Annotated in this window: 15 protein-coding genes; 6 read left to right on the top strand and 9 right to left on the bottom strand. The window is 46.1% G+C overall.

What is annotated here, in order from left to right; genetic code table 11:
- Position 1: 1 nt before the first annotated feature.
- The 5 genes from B5D06_RS02440 to B5D06_RS02420 all read left to right on the top strand — a co-directional run bounded on the left by B5D06_RS02440 (position 2) and on the right by B5D06_RS02420 (position 6,733).
- Positions 2 to 592, top strand: coding sequence for a hypothetical protein (locus B5D06_RS02440; RefSeq protein ID WP_078736544.1), 591 nt, complete (start codon positions 2 to 4; stop codon positions 590 to 592).
- Positions 589 to 2,730, top strand: a complete 2,142-nt coding sequence (locus B5D06_RS02435) for a CRISPR-associated helicase/endonuclease Cas3 (RefSeq protein WP_078736447.1) — start codon at positions 589 to 591, stop codon at positions 2,728 to 2,730. The genes B5D06_RS02440 and B5D06_RS02435 overlap by 4 nt, the downstream gene beginning before the upstream one ends.
- Positions 2,727 to 4,046 carry a hypothetical protein gene (locus B5D06_RS02430; protein WP_078736446.1) on the top strand — a complete coding sequence of 440 codons (1,320 nt, stop codon included), beginning with the start codon at positions 2,727 to 2,729 and terminating at the stop codon, positions 4,044 to 4,046. The genes B5D06_RS02435 and B5D06_RS02430 overlap by 4 nt, the downstream gene beginning before the upstream one ends.
- A 14-nt stretch (positions 4,047 to 4,060) precedes the next feature.
- Positions 4,061 to 5,116: a CRISPR-associated protein Cas7 gene (locus B5D06_RS02425; RefSeq protein WP_078736445.1), complete on the top strand. Its 1,056-nt coding sequence runs from the start codon at positions 4,061 to 4,063 to the stop codon at positions 5,114 to 5,116.
- A 90-nt stretch (positions 5,117 to 5,206) separates the two neighbouring features.
- Positions 5,207 to 6,733, top strand: a complete 1,527-nt coding sequence (locus B5D06_RS02420) for an AMP-binding protein (protein WP_078736444.1) — start codon at positions 5,207 to 5,209, stop codon at positions 6,731 to 6,733.
- A 304-nt stretch (positions 6,734 to 7,037) separates the two neighbouring features.
- Here B5D06_RS02420 and B5D06_RS02415 read toward each other — a convergent pair whose 3' ends face one another.
- Together B5D06_RS02415 and B5D06_RS02410 are read right to left on the bottom strand one after the other, a co-directional pair.
- Complete coding sequence (locus B5D06_RS02415) at positions 7,038 to 8,894, bottom strand: DUF2207 domain-containing protein (RefSeq protein WP_078736443.1); 1,857 nt, start codon at positions 8,892 to 8,894, stop codon at positions 7,038 to 7,040.
- Positions 8,895 to 8,931: 37 nt separating this feature from the next.
- The gene (locus B5D06_RS02410; protein WP_184227882.1) at positions 8,932 to 9,492 is read right to left on the bottom strand and encodes a LemA family protein; all 561 of its coding nucleotides are present in this window, start codon (positions 9,490 to 9,492) and stop codon (positions 8,932 to 8,934) included.
- A 170-nt stretch (positions 9,493 to 9,662) separates the two neighbouring features.
- On the opposite strand from B5D06_RS02410, the gene B5D06_RS08935 reads away from it, so the two are divergent.
- On the top strand, positions 9,663 to 9,830 hold the full coding sequence (locus B5D06_RS08935; RefSeq protein ID WP_159442672.1) for a hypothetical protein: 168 nt from the start codon (positions 9,663 to 9,665) through the stop codon (positions 9,828 to 9,830).
- 419 nt (positions 9,831 to 10,249) lie between these two features.
- Here the strand turns inward: B5D06_RS08935 and B5D06_RS02405 are convergent, their stop codons facing one another.
- The 7 genes from B5D06_RS02405 to B5D06_RS02375 form a co-directional block, all read right to left on the bottom strand.
- The gene (locus tag B5D06_RS02405) at positions 10,250 to 14,218 is read right to left on the bottom strand and encodes a choice-of-anchor J domain-containing protein (RefSeq protein WP_078736442.1); all 3,969 of its coding nucleotides are present in this window, start codon (positions 14,216 to 14,218) and stop codon (positions 10,250 to 10,252) included.
- Positions 14,219 to 14,416: 198 nt separating this feature from the next.
- Positions 14,417 to 14,908, bottom strand: coding sequence for a hypothetical protein (locus tag B5D06_RS02400; RefSeq protein ID WP_078736441.1), 492 nt, complete (start codon positions 14,906 to 14,908; stop codon positions 14,417 to 14,419).
- A 550-nt stretch (positions 14,909 to 15,458) separates the two neighbouring features.
- The gene (locus B5D06_RS02395; protein ID WP_159442671.1) at positions 15,459 to 17,258 is read right to left on the bottom strand and encodes an outer membrane beta-barrel protein; all 1,800 of its coding nucleotides are present in this window, start codon (positions 17,256 to 17,258) and stop codon (positions 15,459 to 15,461) included.
- A 385-nt stretch (positions 17,259 to 17,643) separates the two neighbouring features.
- Positions 17,644 to 18,927, bottom strand: a complete 1,284-nt coding sequence (locus tag B5D06_RS02390) for a type II toxin-antitoxin system HipA family toxin (RefSeq protein ID WP_078736439.1) — start codon at positions 18,925 to 18,927, stop codon at positions 17,644 to 17,646.
- Positions 18,921 to 19,259: a helix-turn-helix domain-containing protein gene (locus B5D06_RS02385; RefSeq protein ID WP_078736438.1), complete on the bottom strand. Its 339-nt coding sequence runs from the start codon at positions 19,257 to 19,259 to the stop codon at positions 18,921 to 18,923. The genes B5D06_RS02390 and B5D06_RS02385 overlap by 7 nt, the downstream gene beginning before the upstream one ends.
- Positions 19,260 to 20,197: 938 nt before the next feature.
- On the bottom strand, positions 20,198 to 21,001 hold the full coding sequence (locus tag B5D06_RS02380; RefSeq protein WP_078736437.1) for a hypothetical protein: 804 nt from the start codon (positions 20,999 to 21,001) through the stop codon (positions 20,198 to 20,200).
- Between the two features lie 18 nt (positions 21,002 to 21,019).
- On the bottom strand, positions 21,020 to 22,357 hold the full coding sequence (locus tag B5D06_RS02375; protein ID WP_159442670.1) for a C10 family peptidase: 1,338 nt from the start codon (positions 22,355 to 22,357) through the stop codon (positions 21,020 to 21,022).
- Positions 22,358 to 22,502 lie beyond the last annotated feature (145 nt).

Below are 22,502 nucleotides of genomic sequence, written 5' to 3'. Positions count from 1 at the left end.
TATGAACAGGCAACTTTATGTCGTGAAATATACAGGTCCTTTTGGCTTTATCAAACCATGGACCAGCGTAAGAGATAGTGAGACATTCTCTCAACAGTTTCTGACCCCAAGCATCGTAGAGGGTATTGAGAAAAAACTCTTCCCCGAACTGCTGGATGTTTTGGGTATTCAAAAAATTGCAAGACACCGCCTCTCTTATGATCAAATCTCTCAACAACAGGAAGTAATGCAAACAAGAGGTTGGAATAGAACCAAGAAAGGCAAGGAATTCTTGTTTCAAAGAGAGAACTCCGTTATCGTTCGAGGAGTAATGGTAAACCCTGTGCTACACTTAGCTTTCAAAGAGCAAGAGGATGCAGAGAGAGCCTTTACACAGCATATATGTCTTATTCGCAATGAAGATATCATGCTTCCCCAAGAAATATTTGGGCTTTCGGAAGAGGAGTTCGACAACGAAGATGAGATGGGTGGATTTGAACTCATATTTGAAAAGGACGATCGCTCCTTTCTCGTGGGGATCAACCGAAGAACGGGAGAACAAATGTACGGTTGGCTGAAAATAGTAGGTACTCCTGTCAAGAGCTTCGAATGAATACGCTATTTGCCAAGTCAGATCCTAATTGGACCACATTGCTTGCTCATACAGAGCATGTGGTTGCTATGGCAGAACGTGTAGCGGAACATCTCTCGAAAGATAAAGTGATGGCTCGCAATGGTGCCATTCTCCATGATATAGGGAAAGCACACCACGTGTTTCAGGAACGACTAAAGCAAACCTACAATAGAAGTAATAAACCCTTTCGCCATGAAATAGCATCGCTCTTTTTTCTCTCTGCTTTCCCCAAAGAACAGTGGGAGGCTCTCATAGAAATGGTTGTAAGTCATCACAAATCGGTAAAAAAAGATATATCCAATTTGGGCTTACTCGATTTGGAAGAAGAGTATGAATACATAGACTTTCATTTGGGGCACTGGGAAGAGTGGGCCGAGAAAGCGTGGGAGGTATTAGTTGCTCTGGGCATTCCCTACAATCACATCTCGAGACAAGAGGCCGAAGAGAACTTGCAGTACGCCATCGATTACTGCGAAAAAAGGTCAAGAGAGCGGGGTGTATCGGAGTGGAAAGGCCTTCTGATGGGAGCAGATCATCTTGCCTCTGCTGTAGATGACAGAGTAGAGACTTTTCTTCCTCGGCTCTTCAAGGTGCCCGATTTATCGTTCTACAATCGTCCCAATGCTCTCTACGCCCTCTCTCTATTAGATGCCGATAGCCCCCAAAAGCACACGATAGTAGTTGCCCCTACGGGAGCAGGCAAAACGGACTATCTCTTTAGGCGATGCAGAGGAAGAGTCTTTTACACCCTACCCTTTCAAGCCTCAATCAACGCGATGTATCAAAGAGTTGCCAACGATTTGGAAAGGGACAATCCCGACTTGGACATAAGAGTACTGCACGCTACCTCACAAGTGATAAAGCGAAAAGGACACCACGACGAAGAGACAGTACTCCAGTCTCACATCGGCTCCTCTGTGAAAATCTTAACACCTCACCAACTGGCGGCTTTGGCTTTCGGGATGAAGGGATACGAGGCTATGCTCCTGGACTTAAAAGATTGCGATGTAATCTTAGACGAAGTACACACCTACTCGGGCATATCGCAAGCCATTGTACTAAAACTGGTCGAAATCTTAAAAGCAAACGGGTGCAGGATACACATCGGCACAGCAACCATGCCATCAATACTATACAACAAGATCGTAAAGATATTAGGGGATGATGTATTGGAAATAAAGCTTCCTGCCGAAATATTGGATTTGTACGATAGACACATTATCCATAAGGCTACTTCTTTCGAAAATCTTTTCCCCATTATCAAGCAAGCTATTGAAAGGGGAGATAAAGTGCTCATTGTACAAAATCGGGTAAAGAGGGCGCAGGAAGTTTTCGAACAAATCAAGGAACTCTACCCCTCCGTCCCCTCCATGCTCTTGCATAGTCGCTTCAAGCGAAAAGATCGCAACGAAAAAGAGCGAGCTTTACTCGGTAGAGATGCAGAGGGCAACGCCGTGGAGCAATTCAATACTTCAAACGAGGCTTGCATCGTGGTAGCGACACAGATTGTGGAGGTTAGTCTGGATATAAGTTTCGATGTAATGATTACCGAGTGTGCTCCGCTGGACGCTATGATACAACGCTTTGGTCGGGTCAATCGTAAAAGAACGCAAGAGACCATCGGACACTTGAAAGATATTTACGTAATAGCCCCATCGAAAAGCCAACAGGGGGCGAGACCCTATGATGTAGCCACTCTGCAAAAGTCATTTGAGGTACTCGAAGATGGAAAACCTCTGCGAGAAAGGGAGATACAATCCAAAATAGACGAAGTATTTACCTCTATCGACTTTACACAAATTGACCAGCATACCATCTTCCAGCCGAGTGGCGAGTTCACGATAGACTGCCTAACGCACCACAGCAAGGCCATTCTCTTTGAGCTACTCGACATCGAGAGCGTGGTGTGTATCGCGGCAAGCGATGAGTTTGCCTACAAAGATGGCGATCTGGCAACAAGGCTCCAGTTGGAGATACCTACCCTCTACCATGGTGTGAAAGGAAGGAGACAGCTTGATAAGGGAAGCCATCCGTTTATAATTCCCGACGAAGCCTACTCCGAAGAGATGGGCTTGGATATTAGCAAAATAGACAGCAACAAAGGAGTGATACTATGATAACTTCTGTAATTGGAAAAACGTTTTTGAAAGCCTTTAATGAGAAGGAGCAATCGAATCTCTCTGCCAGAGAGTTCTTCGATACAATATATTTTAAGTTGTTCTTCGACCACTCTAAATACATGCAGTGGGTGACCAACTCGCCCTTTGTGCAGATGAAGAGCGGACAAAAAGCTCATCTCTTAACACCCGAAGAAAGAAAGGAGAAGCTACATGACCTTCACGAAAAAGTCGAGAACGAATCTCCCGATGCCAGCTTTGCTTTAGGATTTCCTGCATCGGAAGAAAAAGAGTTCGCCAGTACTTCGGGGCTTATAACCGATATTCCCATAGAGAGTAACGAAGAAGAGATTTTCTGCTCTTGGATAGGCTCGGGACTTGGTATTGGAGTAGCAGGTGGGTATAATCTACTAATTGATGATGCAGAGTTATTGTTACTAATTTTCGAGGGTTGGGGACACTATCGAAAGTTTTTGAACGATCCTACTCTCGATAAGTTAAGAGGCAACCAAATTAACTCTTGGAATGGGCAGTGGCTTACTTACAAATTGGGCAAAAACTATCGTGACGATTTTACTTTCTTAGACCTTCAAAACGAAGAGATATTTACACTAAACGACAAACAAATAGAGGTTGCCACCGTCAATTGGTCAAACCTATTTTTCAGTCTCTCAAGGCACTATCCCAACAAAGAACTAACGGCTTACATATATAGCTTTGGTCAAACCAACAAAACCATTGGATTTATCCCCCTACACTTAAAATCGGGAACACGACTAAAGAATGTATTCAAACAGCTTTACAACAGCGGCGAAGAGTGTTTTGACAGTAAAGAGTTTCAATCTCTCTATGGAATGCACATAAAAAGAGCCTGTGAATTAGGGAGTATAGGCTTACAAGCCCTGCGCCCCAAAAATTTAGAGAAATATTTCAAAGAAGCAAAGAACCTCGCTTTCAAAAAAGAAGAAGAAATAATTACTTATCAATCCTATAAAACCTGGTTAATAGCTATGTTATCAAAAAATAAACAAGAGATTACGGACTATACCATAGAGTTGGCTCATCTAATTCTACGCTATAGAAAGGGAGCTTCGGGTACAGAAAGAAAAAATCTCATAGAGAAAGACCTTTTGGGTGCAAAATCGAAAAAACAATTTATCGAGGCCCTCACTAAAATGGTTACTGGAGTAGAAGACTCCGACTTAGAGCAATTAAAGACCCTCAAGAACGAGGTACACCTCATGACCAACGAAGAGTTTGTTTACTTCAACACTTTACTGAAATTTGATTACGCTTTTGTAGAAAAACAACAATAACGATATACACTATTATGAAGAATACGATCTATATCCGTACGCTCAAAAGGGCAGAACACACTGTATTCTGCGTTGCAGAGGGACAGAAATACTACTATGATGCTCAATTCAATCGTCGCATTCCCTTCTCCAGTGGACAGCAAGTAAAGCGGTCTATACTCGATTCCGCATGCGAAAGTTTGAATGAAACTCCAAGCCCCACGACTTTTCTCTTCGATATAACCAAACAAAAAGAGTTAAAAGAGGGGGAGGTATATGGCACCTGTGATCCTACTTACATTGATCAACTCTTTGGCGGATGGATGAAAGCAGCAAAAGGAGGTAAAGACAAAACTTTGAAAAGAAGAAGCCCCCTCTCCATCTCTGCCATGAGAGGACTTCACCCCCTTTTGGCAGGTTTGGACAACGACAACATATCATTTGACAGAAGTGACAGACCCAACAACGAAGTAATCGTAAGAGACGAGAATGGGAATAGACTATCCGATGAAGAAATAGCTGCCTTTTTGGAGGGCAAGGATCGAAGTTTAAGTAGAAAGTGGATTCCCAATAACAGCCGTGCCAGTGGGCTATTCGTTTCGGATATCGCGATTGATTTAAGAAGGCTCTTTTGCGTTTCCACCAATCCCCTCGAGCCCGAAATGTCGGATGCAACTATCGAGAAGTTGAAGAATGCAGGTTGGGTTGCCTCCAAAAATGTTTTTGGCGACTGCTTAGTAGCCCCGAAAGAGTTGCGAGAGAAGTGGATTAAAGGGTTGGCAAAGGCTATCGTGAACTGGCGCATCACCTCCAACCAGTCTCGTACTTTTAGTCTTATGGATACGCTCGCTATCTCAATAGGCGACAACGCCAACCTCATTGCAGGTAGCATCAGAGCTAAGTTATCCGAGGAGGATTCCAACAAAGCGGTACCCATCATCGACGAAAATCTAACGAACGTAGAGACTTTCGTTACCCTGCAAGCTGGAGGCTACATTGCCACCACGAAAGAGCAAGCAGATGCCCTTGAAAAAGCAGAACAAAAACTTGTCGAGCTGATGATGAACTTTGATTACGAAAATCAGAAGTAACTTCGTGCCGCACCATAAAAAGCGATAAAGAGGGGGCTTTTATACAGTGAAAGCCCTCTCTCTTTTCATCTCACACAACACCAACACCGTATGAGTACGACCGCCAAAACCCATTCCATTTTTCAAGCTCTTATCAAGTTACAATTCATCACTCCTAAGGGGCTTTATCGTTGGACGAAAAGTTTGCTTTCCGAGGGCACGACCCTCATGGCACTGCTACGCTTCTCGGCACTAACATATCCGCACCAAACAGCCATCATCTCGGACGAAAAGCAACTTTCGTACAGCGATTTATACCGAGAAGCTACACACTTAGCCCTTCAACTGCAGGCGCACTACCACCTAAGAGCAGGCCAACGCGTCGGGTTACTCTGCCGCAATCACACCATGGCAGTATTGCTCTTACCTGCCCTCTCCCGTTTGGGCGTTCACACCCACCTGCTCAATACAGAGATGGGACGGGAACAACTTGACACCCTGCTCCGCAAAGAGAAGGGATACGACCTACTCATTCTCGACGAAAATCTTCGGGAGAAAAGCCTCTCCAATACACCTCCAACCCCCACTGCAAGCATCGAATCTCTCGAAAAGTTACTGCAACAGGCTCCCCTGCCCCACGGGAAACTCCCTCGCATACGAAGGGGCGGCGAACTAACGGTCTTAACGGGCGGTTCGAGTGGTCACTATAAAGCGGCGGCACGACGTCCCTCCACGACGCAATTCCTCCCACCTCTGCTGGCTCTGCTCCGACAAATAGGCATACATCATTATCGCAATGTTTACATTGCCCTACCTCTTTACCACGGATTTGGTTTGGCAACGCTCATCACCTCACTGGTAATGGGCAAGGAAGTTCTCCTGACACGCCACTTCGACACCGAGCAAGCCCTACGAGCCATCCATCGGTACCGCATCGAAGCCATTCCGCTGGTACCCGTTATGCTCTCTCGAATGCTCCAAAGCACCCCATCGTCAGAAGCATTAAGCTCGCTCCGCTGCATCATTTGTGGAGGAGATCGACTCGAAAGAGAACTGGTACGAGAGGCACACGAACGACTGGGAAGCGTCGTTTACAACCTTTACGGCACCTCAGAAGCTGGATTTTTCCTCCTTGCAACACCCGAAGATTTAGACCGACACACAGAAACAACCCTCGGGCGACCCATACGAGGTGTACGCTGCAAACTGGAGGGCATCGCCCCCGACGGTACAGGAACTCTTTGGGTTCGTTCGGGTTGGGCAATGCAGGGACGTAGCCATCAGTGGCAAGCAACGGGCGATTTGATGCGTTGCAACGCCGAGGGCTACTATTTCTATCAAGGGCGTGCCGATCAAATGATTGTTTCTGGTGGTGAAAATGTATATCCCGAGGTGGTCGAACGCACCATCGTAGCCCACCCACAGGTCTTCACGGCGAAAGTTTTTCCCATACCCCATCCCTCTTTCGGGAAGGTCTTGGCGGCACATGTAGAGTGCTACGACAAGGAGCACCCCCTAAGCGAAGAGGAGCTAAGAGAGTGGCTACGCGTGCGATTGGCTCGTGCCGAGATGCCCCATCGTATCACCTTCGGCACGATACAACTCTTAGAAACGGGCAAAAGAAGACACAACACCTAAAAGAGATTAAAAGCCCTGCCCAACCTCCATTATGATAGAGCTATTGAGAGAGTGGGTAGTGGGCTTTCGGGCAACAACTCCTTTCAAAAGTTTAGATACGCAACAAGAAAAGTTTGCATACGAGACAACTTAAGTTTGGATATACGATAACTGGAGTTTGAATACGTGCTAAGAAAAGTTGGGACGTAGGGTAAGTAAACTTGCCTCGATGGAGTTCATTCAGGAGGAAAGTGCCGCAAAGCCCTCTCAGCACACGACGGTTTATCGGGTTGCCTCAAGAGCTTTCCTCGCTCTCCATTATCCATCACCACGAGTCGCCACCGCCACCACCGTAGCCTCCGCCGACACCCGAACTGGAAGAATAGGCTGCTTTTTCCACTTCGTACGATTGCATCTGACCGCCCAGCGTTTCGAGCGATGTGTTCAACGCACTCAAACTGTAAAACATACCTGCCGCGTGGAAAGTATCACCATACGAGCGGTACCAAGAGGGCTCTTTAATGTCGATGCTCTCAAAGGACTTAATCCACTTATCTGTCAGTCCGAAGACATAAGCATAGGGAAGAATTTGGAAGAAATAATCGGGGGTTTCCTCCACAAGCATCTTGATGCGATCCAACTCTGCTGTGCGGATAAACTCCTTGAACCCTAAGATGCGCCCCATACGAGCGGCACTCTCCTTGCTACGTGCGTACATAATCATCTCAAACAGCATCGAAAGAACGTACGAAAGCAGTATAAAGGGGAAGAGCAAAATCGAGTAAGCACTCTGCATCATCGAGAAGATACTCCAAAAGCCTAAGGCAATGGCAGAGAGCCCAAGCAAGTATCCGAAAATCCGCTTAGGAAGTTGGTGCCCATGGCGTTGCTCCCTCGTGCTCACCACCTTATAAGAACCTGCAAGAACCGCCAAAGGCGAGAGGAGGTACCATATATTAGAAGTAAACTCCCCCACATAGAGTGCTGTAATAAGGTAGGGGGCAAACAGAAGTAGTACCAGAAGAACGAAGCCAAAAGTGCGAGCTTGGCGTGAAGAGCGATTGTAGAGCCTATCGCCGATGCGATAAACTCTTTCGATACTTTCTTTAGCCTGTTTGAGCTTCTCGAAGCGTGTTGAAGAATAGTTCGATAGTTTTGGGTTTTCTCCCGTATCAAAGACTTCGAGACCATCGGGGAAGAGGAACTCGAAAAAGTCTGCCACATATTGGGGCTCTTCCTCCAGAGCACTGGGCTCTACCTGACGGTGTAACAAGAAACGCCTCTTAGCCACCTCTTCGATAGAGAGGTAGCCCTTGTGAGCAAAGTAAACGATAAGCGAGAGAAAGTCTTTCGAGTCGGCCTTTCCGCTCAATAGATAGATAGCATCAAGGGGGCCTAAACCATCGGGAGAGTAGAACTCTACCGTCTGCACGACCATAGGGTCTCTTCCCTTAAAGTACCAAAGGAGAGCCATGATTAGCGGTATAAGAACGAGGAGGGCTATCAGTAGTCCATTGACCCAGCTATTATCCTGCATGCCCTGCCAATACCCCTCTGGCAAATCGCACCACACGGTAAAGCCCTGAGCGGCGTCGATGTCGGCTGCCGTTACCACCAAGCTACGGTCGGTAGTCTCGAGGTGAAACTTCTCGTTCAACTTATCACTCCCGAAGCTCCCCGAGAAGAATTCCGCCCTGCTCCAGTCGAGCGGCTTGGGCATAGTAAGCATTAGACGGAGCGAGTCGATCGGCGTTTGCCAAAAGGGGGGCAAAAGGTCTAAGTGGAGGAAGTCGTGATTCTTCCCTCTTTGGGGCAATACGACTATGGTATAGGATATACGGTAGGTTTTCGGGCCATAAACGGTGGTAGCCTTTTCGCCAATGCGGATGCGCAGTACCTCGGTATCGTTGTCCCCCTCTGAACTGAGCGAAAAGGGCGCGCCTGCGACCCTTACATTTTCTATGCGCATCTTGCCATACACATAGGGTATATCTCGGAAGATGCCGTGACGCTCCTCGAAGAAATCTACTTGTATGGTTTCAGTTACATCGAACGTACAGTTCTCGTGCGCCTGTACATCTACATCGAAGCGACGCGTATCAAAACCGCCCTGTGCCACAGCCATTAAGGTGTGTAGAGAGCAGAGTAGAAGAAAAAGGGGTAAGCAAAGAGCTTTTTTCATACTGTTGCGGAGCGGTGCACGCTACTCAAAAAAGGAGTTAAAACTTAACTTGTACGTTCTCTCTCTTAGCCTCATCGCTCACCTCGTAGAGAGGCATCTTTTCGAAGTGGAATATCCCTGCAATAATGTTGCTGGGAAACATTTCGATGGCGTTATTGAGCATCTTCACCGTACCGTTGTAGTACTTACGAGAGTTGAGAATCTCCGATTCTACGGTTTCGAGCTGTCTTTGCAGTTGCAAGAAGTGCGCATCGGCCTTGAGTTCAGGATAGTTTTCCATCACGGCAAAAAGACTTTTGAGCGTACCACTCAACATATTCTCGCCTGCCAGCTTCTGCTCCATATTGCCCGACGCCTGCACCATGTTGCGCGCCTGAATGACCTTTTCAAAAGCTTCTGTTTCGTGCTTTGCGTATCCCTTGGCGGTCTCTACCAGATTGGGTATAAGGTCAAAGCGTTTAGTCAGGTAGGTATCCATGGTGGAGAATGCCTCTCGGGCGTTATTTCTCAAGCGGATAAAGCGGTTGTACATGCTCACTACCATTGCCACGAGGGCAATCACAAGGGCTATAACGATAGCCGTAATAATGTATCCCATATCTTTTCTATTTTTCTGTCGATGAAGTTCTTTCTATAAGTTCTCTAATAAAGACACTTACGCCACACTCTATGCACTCTACACCTCGAAGGTGTACGCTTCCCTCTGCTCTCAGATGCGTACCAAGCGTTTGTGTAAGCACAAAACCGCTACAATATTCGTAAAAAAAATTGACATCTACAAAACCCCTTTCCTCCTCTTATGCCCCATCTACCTTGCTATCGCTTATGATTGCTTCCGAGGCAGGAGGCAGCGAAGCAATACAAGCGGCAGGAGGATATATGCCCATAGAGGAGGTAGCGAGACTCTTGAAGAAATTCTTCTTGATGTATTCCTAAAAACACTCTACACGTTAACTAAAAATCATTTATACCTGTCTAAAGCTATATACTTAACCTATATATGTACATACATAGGCTATGTATGCGCATACATAAGCTGCGTATGTGTATACATAACCTACGTATAAATAATTACACGTGTGTAGAAGAGTTTTGCTACACTTCTTCAGAAGTTTATTAAGGCGTATTGAAGATTTTGAGATCGCGTTGGCTTAGGCTCCAAGCGTTAGCACCCGACTTGTTACATTGTAGCTATAACAAAGAGAGAGAAGCGCGTGTTACAAAAAGAAGTAAGAGTGCCTTCTTTAACACAAAAAACTCTGGAAGCAAAGAAACTTCCAGAGTTTTTATTGCGAGGAATGATAAAAGCTCTATAATCAGCGTGTATGCGCCTGTTCAGAGAGCAAAATCATTCTTTACCGACGTACAAATCGGTGGGTAGCCATACCGCCATCTGCCGATAGCAGACGGATGATATAGTTCCCCTCGGGTAGATGCCCTACTTCGATGGAGTGGGTCGCCCTGCCCTGCTCTATCCACGTACCATCGAGCGTGAATAGGTAGTACTCTTCATAGCTACCCTCTACATAGAGCGTACCGTTGGTAACAGTCGGATAAACCTTAGTACGGTTCAGAGCATCGGGCACCTCTACGGCGTTATCAATCTGTGCCATGAGGCGCACCAACTTAGAAGCACTCCCTCGGGTCTGTATCAAAAGTGCAGCCGCTCTTGTCTTATCATCTTTGGACTTGAAGCCTACCGCTACCTCGCCCCCCTCTTTGGGCAGACGTGCCGTAGAGACTTTGAACTGCTCGGCAAGACGGGAGGGCACCATAGTAAGGGTAATCGGGTGCTTAGGATTTTTGGCGGTAACGGTAAAGAGCTGTGGCGTACACTCCTGATCGACCTTGAAGAGGAACGAAAGCAACTCTTTATCGACACTTAACTCGGTCATATCGGTGCGCCCGAAGGTTACATCGTCTATCATAAAGGTGAGCGATGTGGCATTGCCCCCGACAGGACTGTAGAAGCTAAAGCCGACGTGGAAAATATCCTCGATGGATATGCCCTCTGCCTTTGAGAGGTCTACATAGTAATCGTACCACGTTGAGCTCTCGATGTTATCGACCAAGAGCAGTTTGGTAATGTCGAGGTATTGAGGTTCGATAGAGCCTTCTCTTTCTTTGATGATGAAGACGCCAAATTTCTCCTCGCCATTCTCGGTGGGTAACTGGTACCTTAGACGGAAAGTAAGAATCTTACTCGCTGCTTGCTGGTAGGAAAGGGCAGGCGAGATGAGCCATGCTTGATGCTCTCTTCTATCATCTTTGTTGATGGAGTTGAAGAAAGATATTTGAGCGCATTGCTCCTCTACCTCTTGCGTTGCTATGTTCTTTTGCGCCCACCCCCAGAAAGGACGATCGGCTTGTAGTGCCAGATTTTGCCATCCAGGCAGGTTCAGTCCACGGGTATGGCGTGTACCGTCGAAAGTTTCGTTAAGGAGTGCCAAAGGTTGGGCGTCGGCACCCACCAGCATTGCCTCTTCATTGAGTTGGGGGTAAGAGATCCGCGCTTCGGGAGTGCCCAAAGAGAGCTTTATCTGCTCCAAAGAGGCGGTTTCTTCGGTCTGATTTACAAGGCGGAAGCGTGTAGGCCTGTGCGTATCGATCATAGCCGAACCGCTTCTATCGAACGATTCGCCCTCTTTCCAGTGTCCTCCTCCGTCGATGCTATACTCCAATTTAAGGTGTGAAGCGAGACTAATGGGCGCAATGGTGATGCGCTCGATTCCGTTGGCAAACCACTCATCGCACTCAATGATACCGCCCGCTTTGATATCTACACGGCCAGGAGCCTGCCAAGATCCCTCTAAGAAATAGTAACCACGGTCAAAGTTGTGGTACCCCGTCCAAGGATTTCCCACAAAACGAGGGTCGAGGGGCTTGTCTGCCGTGAATTTTTCTACCCAACCCTCACTGAGTTCCTTGCCTTTACCCTTGATTTGTAGCACGAAAGGCTCCATGAGAGCGGCCGAGATAACAATCGTAGCGTTGTATTCTTTCGCTTCTTTGGGGCGGAAGGTTACCTTCACCGTACTGTTGAGTACCTTATCTTGCCCCACAGAGTAGTAGAAACTGGAAGTATTGAGCAAGAATATGCCTGCTTCCTCTTGTTGTACTGCTACGGTAGGAGAGTCGATAACGCCCGTTACATCAAAAGTGAGCGTCATTTCGTCCGTCTCGTTGGGGAAGCTCTCCATAGTGCGCACGGGCGTTGTGTCGGAGAGTTTTACCGCAGGGGGATTGGCAGCATCAATAAAAAAGGCATTGAATGCCGAGGTGGAGACGGCATTGTCTCCCATGAACTTAATAACGTATCCGTTGTAATAAGCTCCTTTTTCCGTAGGATTGATCGTAACCGAATAGTTGGCCACGCTGTTACCTGCGGGAAGTTTCTCGGGAGCAATACTCATAGTACCATTCTTGGCATTGAGTACGGGGGTCTGTGCGTAGGGCAATTTCATCCCCTGTACAAGAAGTTCTCGGGTAATGGATTTACCCTTCTCGCCCGTGATAACGGAGATATGAGGTAGTACGGCGATGAAAGCCATATTGGCATTGTCTCGTGTCAAGCGCAAGAGACCAAAGTCGTCCAACTCTACCCAACTACCTGCCTGTGTAACCACTTTGAAAAGGAAGTGGGTAGCACCCGCTGGGGCAATGGTTCTGAAAGCCACTTTATCCCAAGCCTTATGGCGGTCGAAGTAGAAAGTATTGTTGATGAATGCCTCTTCGGCAGTGGTTATCACGTTACCAGAGGCATCTAACCACTGGCACGCCAAGCGCACGGCTCCATTCTCTACTTTCGTTCCCACAGAACGGAAGTGGAATGTTCCCTCAAGCATATCGCCTGCCTTTACAGTAGCCTTATCGCTTACGAGCGGTACCTTTTGCATCACCGTACCGCCCTTTGCGCTCCCTTGGGCATCGATACTGATAGCAAAACCTGTGCTGGAGTTGTACCCTTTATCTATCTTGGTAACATTGCCCTCGAAGTCCCAGTCTTTAGGATGGTTATCTTCGTCGAAGTTGTAGAAGTAGGGGTCGGTGAGGAGTTCTATATCCTCCGAAGGTTCTGGCGTAGGTGCTGTGCCCTCGCCCTCTCCGCTCAAAGGTATTTCGAGGAGTGTTCCCCCCGTTTGTAGCTCGATAGTAGCGGACTTTGCCCCTGCCGAAGAAGGGGTGAAAGTTACGCTAAGTGCTCCGCCCGTGTGGGTGAGTTGTTCGCCTCCTGTTACTTGAAAGTCGCCCTTATTCGTACCCTTGAGGCTCATAGTAGGGGTTTGCAACGCATTTTGCGCCACGATGGTAAGCGTTTTCGCAGCCGAAGTTACACCCACGGCAACCTTACCAAAAGCGAGCGAGGAGGGAGTAGATGAGAGTTTGATTGCAGGAGCCGCTCCCGTAGCCTTGCCCGAGAGGGGCACAAGGAAAGTGGCAGTACCCGCTACAATCTGTACGTTGGCCGTTTTGTCTCCGCCACTTTTGGGCTCAAATACGATGGAGAGTTTACCTCCCGTATGCGTTAAGGCATTGCGGTCTATGATACGAAAGTCCTCTGCATTGATACCTGTCATCGTTACCTCGGGCACGCCTGTAAAGTTCTTAATAAAGATCTCTACCTCTTTGGTAGCCCCCACCTCGCCTGCTGCGGTGGTATCGAAAGAGAGCCCCTCTTTGGGCGTGCAAGATATCTCTACCTCTTTGGAGGCCTGAGCGAGCTTAAGTGCGGCCAACTTGAATTGTCGGCGGTTGCTCTTATCGCCCTTTGCAACGAAAGCGATAAACCCAACGCCCGAAAGGTCGCTCGGCATATCGACTTCCTTGGGAAAGTAAGCGGTAGACGACTGGGACAAATCGCTCACACTCATCAACTCTCGGAGCATTTCGCCCTTTTCATTGATCAAAAGCACCTTTAGGGGCGACTCTCCTGCCGAAGCCGAAGCGACCATAGAGAATGTAAGAGCTTTGCCCTCCATTTTACCTAAATCAATAGCGGGGCTGATCAAATAACTGCAATAAGGTGCCTTAACTGAAAATTTGGTCGGCGAGATGCTAAAACAGTCATCTTTGAAAGTCGTACCCCACTTCATTCCTGGGAAGGTGTTTAGGGTAACTACCTTCCAGTCGGTGGCTAAGGCATCTTTGAACCCACCTTCGTTTACCTCAAACGTTGCGACAGGGTCGCTACTCACTAATACGGAAAAATCCATATCGGCAGGAGGGGGAGTAGGCTCTCCTGCACGTAACCCGAGGATTACGCTCATTCCTACGAGGAAAAGGCATAAGCTCCTCCTCGCAAAAGAAATTCTTTCTCTTTTCATGATACTTCTCTTTTCAATTTGAATAATTATAGGAATTTTCTGGTTCCCCAAAGGTATTAAAAGAGAAATAAACTACAAAACAGGGTACAGAAGCGAGGATATCCGTTAAAAAAACAGGCAAAAAAAAAGAAACGCCCCTCAAAAGGCATCTCACCTCTCAAGGGACGTATTTTAGGATTGTAAAAAGTGTATGCTATATTACTCTTTTCCTGCCAAAAGGATATACTTCACCTCTCCCATAGAGAGATTGTGATAACCTTTGTACACGACCTCCTCGATGTTGCCGAAAGAATTACAGCGGAATAGACGTATATCATACGATCCCTCCTCCACGTCCAGTAGATCGAAGTCTATATCAATAAGGCATTGACGCTGCGATTTCTCCTGCGCAGGATAGTAGAGAATATCTATCTTATCTCCTTTCAGAGAAGCCTCTACGGTTGCTTTTTTGAAATCACTGGGCAGGGGGAGATTCAAAAGCGAGGCGTGCAAATCGAGCTTTTTGTCGAGCACCAACTTCAGTTTCGTCTCGTAGCTCTGCGGATTTTCTTCCTTACTATCGCCCGTGTAGGTAGAGACACTCGTACTCTGCACCACGATTTTAGGTTTGTAATCCTTCGTGCGGGGAACACAATTAACAAAGAGCAAAAGAGATAGCGGCAAGGCTATCCATGTTTTTAATAGTTTCATAGTGTGATGTGTTTAATAGTTATCAACAGCAAATGTATACAAAAACATTAAAAACATAGAAAAGAAAACAGCCCCCCAATAAGTACACTTTTCTCTATCCAAGCACTCTTTTAATGCTTTTATTAGTAATAACTCTCTCTTTTCATCACACACAATCCTCTATATTAAGATTGCATATACATATACGCAAGTTGAATATATATAAACGCAAGCTGAATATACATATACGTAGATTGCAAATAGAGAATTACACGTAAGGAAACTACCTTTTGCACGGGTAAAATCTACTTTCCGAAAGAGCGCAATAGATTTTTCCCAAAAAGGGAACAATAGATAAACAGCGTTATTCCTCCTCCCGTGCTAATCTTAAACTTCCAAAAGGGAAACTTGCTTTACCTTCTTTGCGAGACACTCTCCCCCTAAAAAAGTGGTTTTGATAGAGCTTCCAGCAGAGGGAAAGAGCCTTTACAAAGTAGTCCCCGATTGCATTGTCGATGCGAGCTACTCTTGTAGGGCTATAAAGAGCCAACCACCGCCCAATAAGGATAGACTAAAGGCGTATCTCTAACCCCTCGTCCTCCCCGATAAGCGGAGTTTTATGCTTCCTCTCCGCTCCAAAGCGGTAAGAGATTTTGCACCAAATAGCCCTACTCTGCGCCTTAGACTCAAATTGATACTCCAAAGAGGGCAGGCGATGTAGAATCGTCGTATCGGACGTATCGAATAAATCGGTTACTCCTACCTGTAACATGAGCCGATCCGCCCACAACGATCGACTATACGAAAGATTGACCTCGAAGCCTCCCTCCTGAAAAGCGTGCCCGTAGATGCGAGGCGTTTCAAAGTCCACATCCACGGCAAAGGCACCGAGAGGCCTCCACGTAAAGAGATTATTCCACGAAGTGATGGCTGTAAAGAGTTCCTTACGATAGTGGCTCCACGGAATACGTGTGTACATACCCGCCAGATAGAGGTTCGTCTGCCACCAAGAGAAAGGCGCACCGCTATAAGAGTAGTCGAGTGTGAGCGAATGAGTACTGCCATAGTTGAAGTGCGTACGATAGAGAGCGTAGTGGCGCACGTCGAAAAACTCTGTAATGGAGCGAGGCGTATGGCGATACTTGAGCGAAGAGGCGTGCCCGCCATACTGCACAGAGAGCGTGGCAATGTCGATAACCTCCGCTTTTAACCAAGGATTGCCCTCCTCGTAGAGGAGTTCGCTCTGACGAACAGCAAAGTTATTCATCAGCGCAAAGGGCATACGAAAAAGGCTCCGCTCATACGAAAGAGCGTACACAAACTTTTCGCTTAATCGGTGGGAGAGGGCAAAGCGAGGCAATCCATCGAAATAGGTCTGCACTACCTGTTGCGCCGCAGGCTCTTCGGCGGGTACTCTTCCGTCGATGTGCGTAACACTTCCCCGAAAGGTAAACTCGGCACGAATAGCATCGCCCCAAGTTTTTTGCACCCCCCAATAGAGTTCACCGATCTTCTCTCGAAGCTGCCACTCGGCGATGGGCAAAGGAGCATCGGAAGCTCCCCGTTGCAGGAGGTATCGGCTCGTATGGCGACTGGCGGAGTAATCGCCTCCGAAGGTAGTTTGCCATGCTCTCTCCCAATGCTTACACCCCTCCAAAGAGGCAGTAAAATTGCGGCCATCGGTAAGCGAGTGATGTACCTCCTCTGCGCGTGTGGGAGGCAGGGGGAGCAAAAGTTCAGAGGTCAATCCATTCCGAAAGTAACTCCTTTTATCAGCAAGCGTCAGTACCCCTTGTAAATAACTCTTGCGAGTGTCGAAATCCCATCGATAGTAGCCCGTAAGATGGTGAACGTTTGCGCCCCTATCGTGATACTGCTGGCTGGTTCCACTTCGTGTAGTCTCGTCGCTTGCTTTGAGGTCGAGGCGGCTCTCAATAAGATCTTTTTGAGGAACATCCTGGCTACCATAGAGCTCGAACCCAAAAGTATGCTTCGGGTACAACGTGCTCACCGCCCCCACTCGGTAGGTATGTCGTCCCAAGTGCGTGGTGTGAACGCTTTGTGTCGTATGTTCTAGCTCGGGGTCAAGATAGCGGTAGAGCGATTGGCTCTCTTGCTGGGCGCGTTCTCGCAGATAGGAATAACTACCGTAAAGGCTCCAATGGGGCGCGCCGAAAGAGAGTTGTACCGAGGGATTGAACGTATAATAGCCCCATTGAGGCGTAGCGGAGTAGAGTTCGGCACTGCCTTTAATGCTCGGAGGCTCTTGTGAGACAATGATGCGCAGGCTATCGCCCTGCGATTGAGCATACAGATTTATGTTGCCACCTATAAAAAGAAGGACTATCCACACCCATTTTATCCACTTCATATGCCCGATTTCACTCTTCATCAACTTAACGCTCGTTAGACTTTCCTGCGCCTAAATATACATCATAACACTTAACTACCTTTTATTTATCTCTTAAGCTATCGGTTTACTCCTCTCGCTCAAACGGCTCTAAATCTTCTACATTAATACAGTGGGTATCTTCGAAACTCTTTCCGAAAAAGGGATTATAACAACGAAAGGTGAAAGAATGATAAAATTCTGTCACGGCAATCCCTCCCCTATAATCACCTACGCCAAAGCGTTGTACTTGAGCGTTGCTTGAAAAGTGTCATTTTCAAAATATCTGTAAATAGAACTATTAAGAAGTTTGGGTTCCTCCGAAAAAGCTAATTCATTTCCCCCTCCCCGCCTCAGCATAGGATTTTTATATTGAAGAGTAGAGCAACGTTTGTTCGATTTTCTCGATACTCTCTTTCGGTACATCGTGCTCTTTCGCCAACCTCTGCCATAAAGAGACCGCCTCAGCAATGGCTTCTATAATCTTCTCAGGCGATTGGATGTGCATCTTACTTGCCACGGTTAGCAAGTCTGCTCTTGTGATATGCTCCCACTTGTTGTTGATGGACATTTGATGACGAGCGGTCCATTGTCCCTCTGGATTGTATGCCCACGACATATCATAAGCAGGAGATAGACGCCACTCCCCAGAGGTGTTCATAACGAAAGATATATTTTTGGTGTGGTCATCTTGGTTGCGAGCGATAACGTTAAACACCATACGCCGATACATCTGCTCGGCATCGGGATAAGGAAGTCGAAGTGCTCGCATCACTTGGAAAGCCTGTTCGTACGAATAAGCTAATGGCATCTTATAGTCGTAATGAGCTATACCGCACAGCGTTTGCGTATGTAGCTTTTTGTTGCCTCCGATGCGGTCGAAACGTCGCGTCATAAAGTGAGAGCGTCCCTGCTCTTCCTTGAGTCGGCACTCCATCATATCGATTCCTGCCTCACGTGCCAAAAGGTAGTAGACATATTCAATTTTTCCGTAGTGCTGAGGATCTCCCAACATAGCATTGTTTACGCCATCTAATTTTAGGAGCCAGTGGTCAAATCCTTCGGGGGCATCGACTTGTCCCGAGCGTACCTCTCCCGTGTTTTCATTGTAGGCAATTACAGCTTTTGCCCTCATTCCTCCAGCAGAAGTTCCTACTTTTATGATGTCGATGAGAGCTTTCTGACTATCCTCCTGAAGATTGGTGCTAAAAGAGTTTCTATTGTTTAATATCTCTGCGGCTACTTTGACGAGTGCTTCTAATTCTACCGTAGAGGATTGCTCTAAAAAAGTATCTTCTGCAGGCTCAAACTCGAGTGCCCCCATAGAACGTTTGCCTTGATAGCAGAGGCGTTCAAGAGGGTTAGCCATTGTTCTGCCCTGTGATGCTAACCATCGGTCCAACAAAGCCTTTCCGTAAGAGTCTGGCAAGGCATCGGCAAATAGCCCAGGGAGTCCCATAAAGGTCTCTTTAGAAAGTTCTGGAAAGGAATAGACACTCTGCCTTGCAATAGGCATCTGTATAGGAGACAAGTCCCACCCCTTGCTCTTAAAGGCGGGAGCATATTCAAAGGAGGCTACTTGTCTGGCATCATCCCAATATAATGCCCCCGCATATATGCCTCCTATCAATACTTTTACAATTCTTACCATCCGACGTTATCCTTTTCTTTTTTTATTTTCCCTCCCGATGCCCGATGTCGAGTTTTTTCGCCCTCCAACATCCGTGCATAAGCGATGGGGCTAATCTCGGGCTCTTGTAGGAAAGGTTCGAGCAAATGAAGGGCTTGCAGTGCTCGGAGGAGGGCAACAAGGGTTAGTAAAGAGATGCTCTTGCCTTGCTCTACACCCGCCACACTGCTAACGGCTACCCCTGCCCGCTCTGCCAACTCTTTTTGAGTGATGTTTTGCTCCAAGCGTTTTTGGCGCAGTCGCTCGCCTATTTTTGAGACGAGTGCTTTGTCTGTGAGTACGTACCAGTTCATTATATAACTACTGAAAAAGCAATTATTACGAACCAAATATAGCTATAATCATTGGAAAAGCAATAGTTATCGCTTGGGGTGAGATGGATTATTTTTCCCACGAATAGGGAAAGAGCATCGGGTTGGAAAGATAGAAAGTAGCAACTCATAGGGCAACGGGTAACGTATAGTAGCCCCACTCGGGCATAGAGAGCAACTTCTTAACAGACGAACGTTGCTCCTTTTCAGCAGAAGATTACGGAAATTATAACGAAACCCAACTCGGATTAGGACATATCCTAAAGCAAGTTACAACGAAATCGAACTCTCGTTAGGACCTATTCCACAACAGGCAACAACAATACAGGCGTTTCCATCGCCCCTCTTTTAGCCCTATTTTCAACAGAAGGTCAGAGAAGTGCACCCCGACAGGATAGAGAATGAAGCTGTTTCTATCCGCATTTTCAACAGAGAGAAGATCGCTTTTCGACAGGCTATTGTACCACTTATCTATAGGTTTTCGACATTCGCCCCTATCGGGATAAAGTGGCAAATAGGCACCTTTCAGAGCAATAATGCCCACTTATCAACACCTTGATAGTAGTTGTAGAGAAAACAACCCTGCGAAACAAAAACAGATTGCTATGCGGGATTAGAACCTCCGCACCATAATTGTTGATAAAGGGTATATAACTGTCCATAAGTTGTCGATAATCCGACTTCACGAGTTGATAAAGTAGTGTTGTCCTGTTGACAAATGGTCGAAAAGCAGTCGATAATAGCTATCAATTCGTTTATACCTTCTATTTCTTCTGCGCAAAGAGTAGATAATCCCCCCTTCCGACACACAACAAAGCACTCTCTATGTACCTACCGCCGTGCAAGAGAGCGACAACAAAGCCCTCTACCTCTACGGCAAAGGGCTTATTGAATAAGGTTAGAAGTTCTCGGCAAAAGTGCTACGCCTGCTTGTGAGGTTCTATCTTTAAGCGAATGGTGCGCGTTAGCGTTTTGCGCGCTGTCTCGGACCGCAACTTATCCACCAAGTGAAACGTGAACGTAAATACGACATCTTTATCCCTTGCCAATAGAGCTGGCTTGGGAATCCAAAACTCAAACTTCGAATCATACAGACGGCTTTTGCTCCATGCTTCGCTGTCGTCTCCCTTGACTCTATGCCTTTGATTAGGAAAAGAGACACCCTCCTGGGGTTGAAAGTTGTTTTGTATGTACTCTTCATAAGAATCAAGGACGAACTTCGAGAGGGGAGCGAGGTCTTTGCCTGCAGGATACTCTTCCCCAAAGGCATAGTTGGAGGTGATCTCCACTTTCTCCACCTTTGCCATACAGAGGTCTACATATTCGGCGCAATAGGATTCGTCGTATTTTATTTCAAATCTTGGTCGCTTTTTTTTATAGCCTGTTACATCAAAGTTTTTGAGGTAGTTCGGGTGATCGTTACGCACATCACGCAACGCAAAACAGAGCCGAACGAGCAGATTGTCCTTGCTTTCTTCAAGATCGTACTTAATGGTAAGCGTGTCGCCCTGTGACAAAGTAAGCCTTTCATCTTTGGAGAGAGGGAAATGGCTACTACGATGGCTGTCAAAAGCTACCAAACTATTGGGCTCATCACATATGTAGCCCACCTTACCAAAGATTTCGTGGCGATTAGTTACTGGCTGATAATTAAAGTTAATGCAAGAGGTTAAGCCCCCTAATAACGATAGGAATAAAAGTGTTGCTTTAATGTCTGTTTTCATCTGCTTTTATATTTTGTGTTAGTGCTTAGGTTCTACCTTGATAATATCTACATTGTAAAAGTCCCCATCTTGCTTTTTCGAAGAACGAAGAGAAGTATCATATTCAGAAAGATTTTTGCAAGGATTAAATACTTCGTAATTAAAGTATCCTTCCCATCTTTTTTTCCCCCATCCCCATACGCAGTGTACAAAGTAGTCGTAATAGGTGCGATTAAAAAACCAGTCAACTATCTCCGTAGGGCTTTTGCAAATCTTCTTATACTCATTCGTGGGCCTTGCTTTATAACCATCAACTACCCAATAATGTGCTGCTTTCTCTTTCTTATTACTCGCTTTTCCTGTTTTTGAGTCTTTTGACCATCCAAAAAGTATTACAGGTCTTTTTTCTTTTTGTAAATAACCAATCAATTCTCTATGGTTATAATCTTCTTCCTCTGTTTTAAATCCTGTATTCTTTAGATATGCCTTGAGAAGACGTTTGGTGGTTAAAGTATATTCTGTATCTCGTATCAGATAAGCATTGTTGCTTATATCTGCTATCATTTTGGCTAACTTGTCTATGAGATCATGCCTTTTGGAACGCTCTTCTGGGGTTTCTTTAGATAGTTCATCAGGATAATCTTTTCTATACTTCTCATCCTCCTTGTGTAGTAAATACACACTCTCATTAGGAGTATTGTATTTGGTAAGGAGTAAATCCCAATCAATTTGTTGCTTAGCAATACCCTGTTTTTTGTAATGGGAGAATATGGTAGCTATCGCAATCGGACCACATCCTGCGGGTATATGAACCCCCTTTTTGCCTCTATGGAGGAGATATCTATTAAAAGGTTCATCTTGGCGAAAATAACGATAACAAGAGGGTTCATAAGGAGTTATTACAGGCTGTACCTCTCTTCTATAAAATTCCTTGGGATAACGATTGGGGTCGTATTTAGGACCATCATCACCAATTAAATCGAGGTGTGCATTCCAATTGCTTAAATGCATTTGAGATTGCGCAAAAATCTCTCCTAAGAAAGAGGCTTCTATACTATCACCAAAATGAAGAGCTCCTCCTTCGGAAAATCCTATAACATTCGCTGTTTGATTGTTTTTGCCAAACAATAAGTATCCTCCTTCTGAAAAGTTTGCCAGATACAAAGGGGTAGTTGGGTCTACATTTGATAGAGAATCGATACTCTCTAATGTAGTATTGTCGCTACTCCTCAAACCATTTGTTAAAGTCTGAAAGGTCTCTATAGCAATTATCTCTGCGGTTGTGACCATAGTCTCTCGCAGTTGAGGCTCTTCTTTGTGCGAACAAGCTATTCCCAACAGGAATAGTCCGATAAATAAAAGGTGTTTTTTTAACATAGAAATAAAAGATTTATTGCGAGTAATACAACAAAGATATACATAAAAAAATAGAACAAAAAATATTTTTTTGCACATCTAACGCTTATTTATAACAAAGCCCTCTACCTCTATGGCAAAGGGCTTATTGAATAAGGTTAGAAGC

Origin of the sequence: Porphyromonas circumdentaria (assembly GCF_900167105.1) — a bacterium.
In the GTDB taxonomy this organism is placed as follows: Bacteria; Bacteroidota; Bacteroidia; order Bacteroidales; family Porphyromonadaceae; genus Porphyromonas; species Porphyromonas circumdentaria.
The sequence above is the reverse complement of the archived record's forward strand: the minus strand, read 5'-3'. Positions and strand labels throughout refer to the sequence as shown.

Excerpts from the sequence above, each read along its gene's own strand:
- B5D06_RS02400 (WP_078736441.1), bottom strand. The coding sequence starts at position 14,908 with ATGAAACTATTAAAAACATGGATAGCCTTGCCGCTATCTCTTTTGCTC.
- B5D06_RS02425 (WP_078736445.1), top strand. The coding sequence starts at position 4,061 with ATGAAGAATACGATCTATATCCGTACGCTCAAAAGGGCAGAACACACT.
- B5D06_RS02420 (WP_078736444.1), top strand. The coding sequence starts at position 5,207 with ATGAGTACGACCGCCAAAACCCATTCCATTTTTCAAGCTCTTATCAAG.
- B5D06_RS02410 (WP_184227882.1), bottom strand. The coding sequence starts at position 9,492 with ATGGGATACATTATTACGGCTATCGTTATAGCCCTTGTGATTGCCCTC.
- B5D06_RS02395 (WP_159442671.1), bottom strand. The coding sequence starts at position 17,258 with ATGAAGTGGATAAAATGGGTGTGGATAGTCCTTCTTTTTATAGGTGGC.
- B5D06_RS02405 (WP_078736442.1), bottom strand. The coding sequence starts at position 14,218 with ATGAAAAGAGAAAGAATTTCTTTTGCGAGGAGGAGCTTATGCCTTTTC.
- B5D06_RS02440 (WP_078736544.1), top strand. The coding sequence starts at position 2 with ATGAACAGGCAACTTTATGTCGTGAAATATACAGGTCCTTTTGGCTTT.
- B5D06_RS02435 (WP_078736447.1), top strand. The coding sequence starts at position 589 with ATGAATACGCTATTTGCCAAGTCAGATCCTAATTGGACCACATTGCTT.
- B5D06_RS02385 (WP_078736438.1), bottom strand. The coding sequence starts at position 19,259 with ATGAACTGGTACGTACTCACAGACAAAGCACTCGTCTCAAAAATAGGC.
- B5D06_RS02375 (WP_159442670.1), bottom strand. The coding sequence starts at position 22,357 with ATGTTAAAAAAACACCTTTTATTTATCGGACTATTCCTGTTGGGAATA.
- B5D06_RS02390 (WP_078736439.1), bottom strand. The coding sequence starts at position 18,927 with ATGGTAAGAATTGTAAAAGTATTGATAGGAGGCATATATGCGGGGGCA.
- B5D06_RS02380 (WP_078736437.1), bottom strand. The coding sequence starts at position 21,001 with ATGAAAACAGACATTAAAGCAACACTTTTATTCCTATCGTTATTAGGG.
- B5D06_RS02430 (WP_078736446.1), top strand. The coding sequence starts at position 2,727 with ATGATAACTTCTGTAATTGGAAAAACGTTTTTGAAAGCCTTTAATGAG.
- B5D06_RS02415 (WP_078736443.1), bottom strand. The coding sequence starts at position 8,894 with ATGAAAAAAGCTCTTTGCTTACCCCTTTTTCTTCTACTCTGCTCTCTA.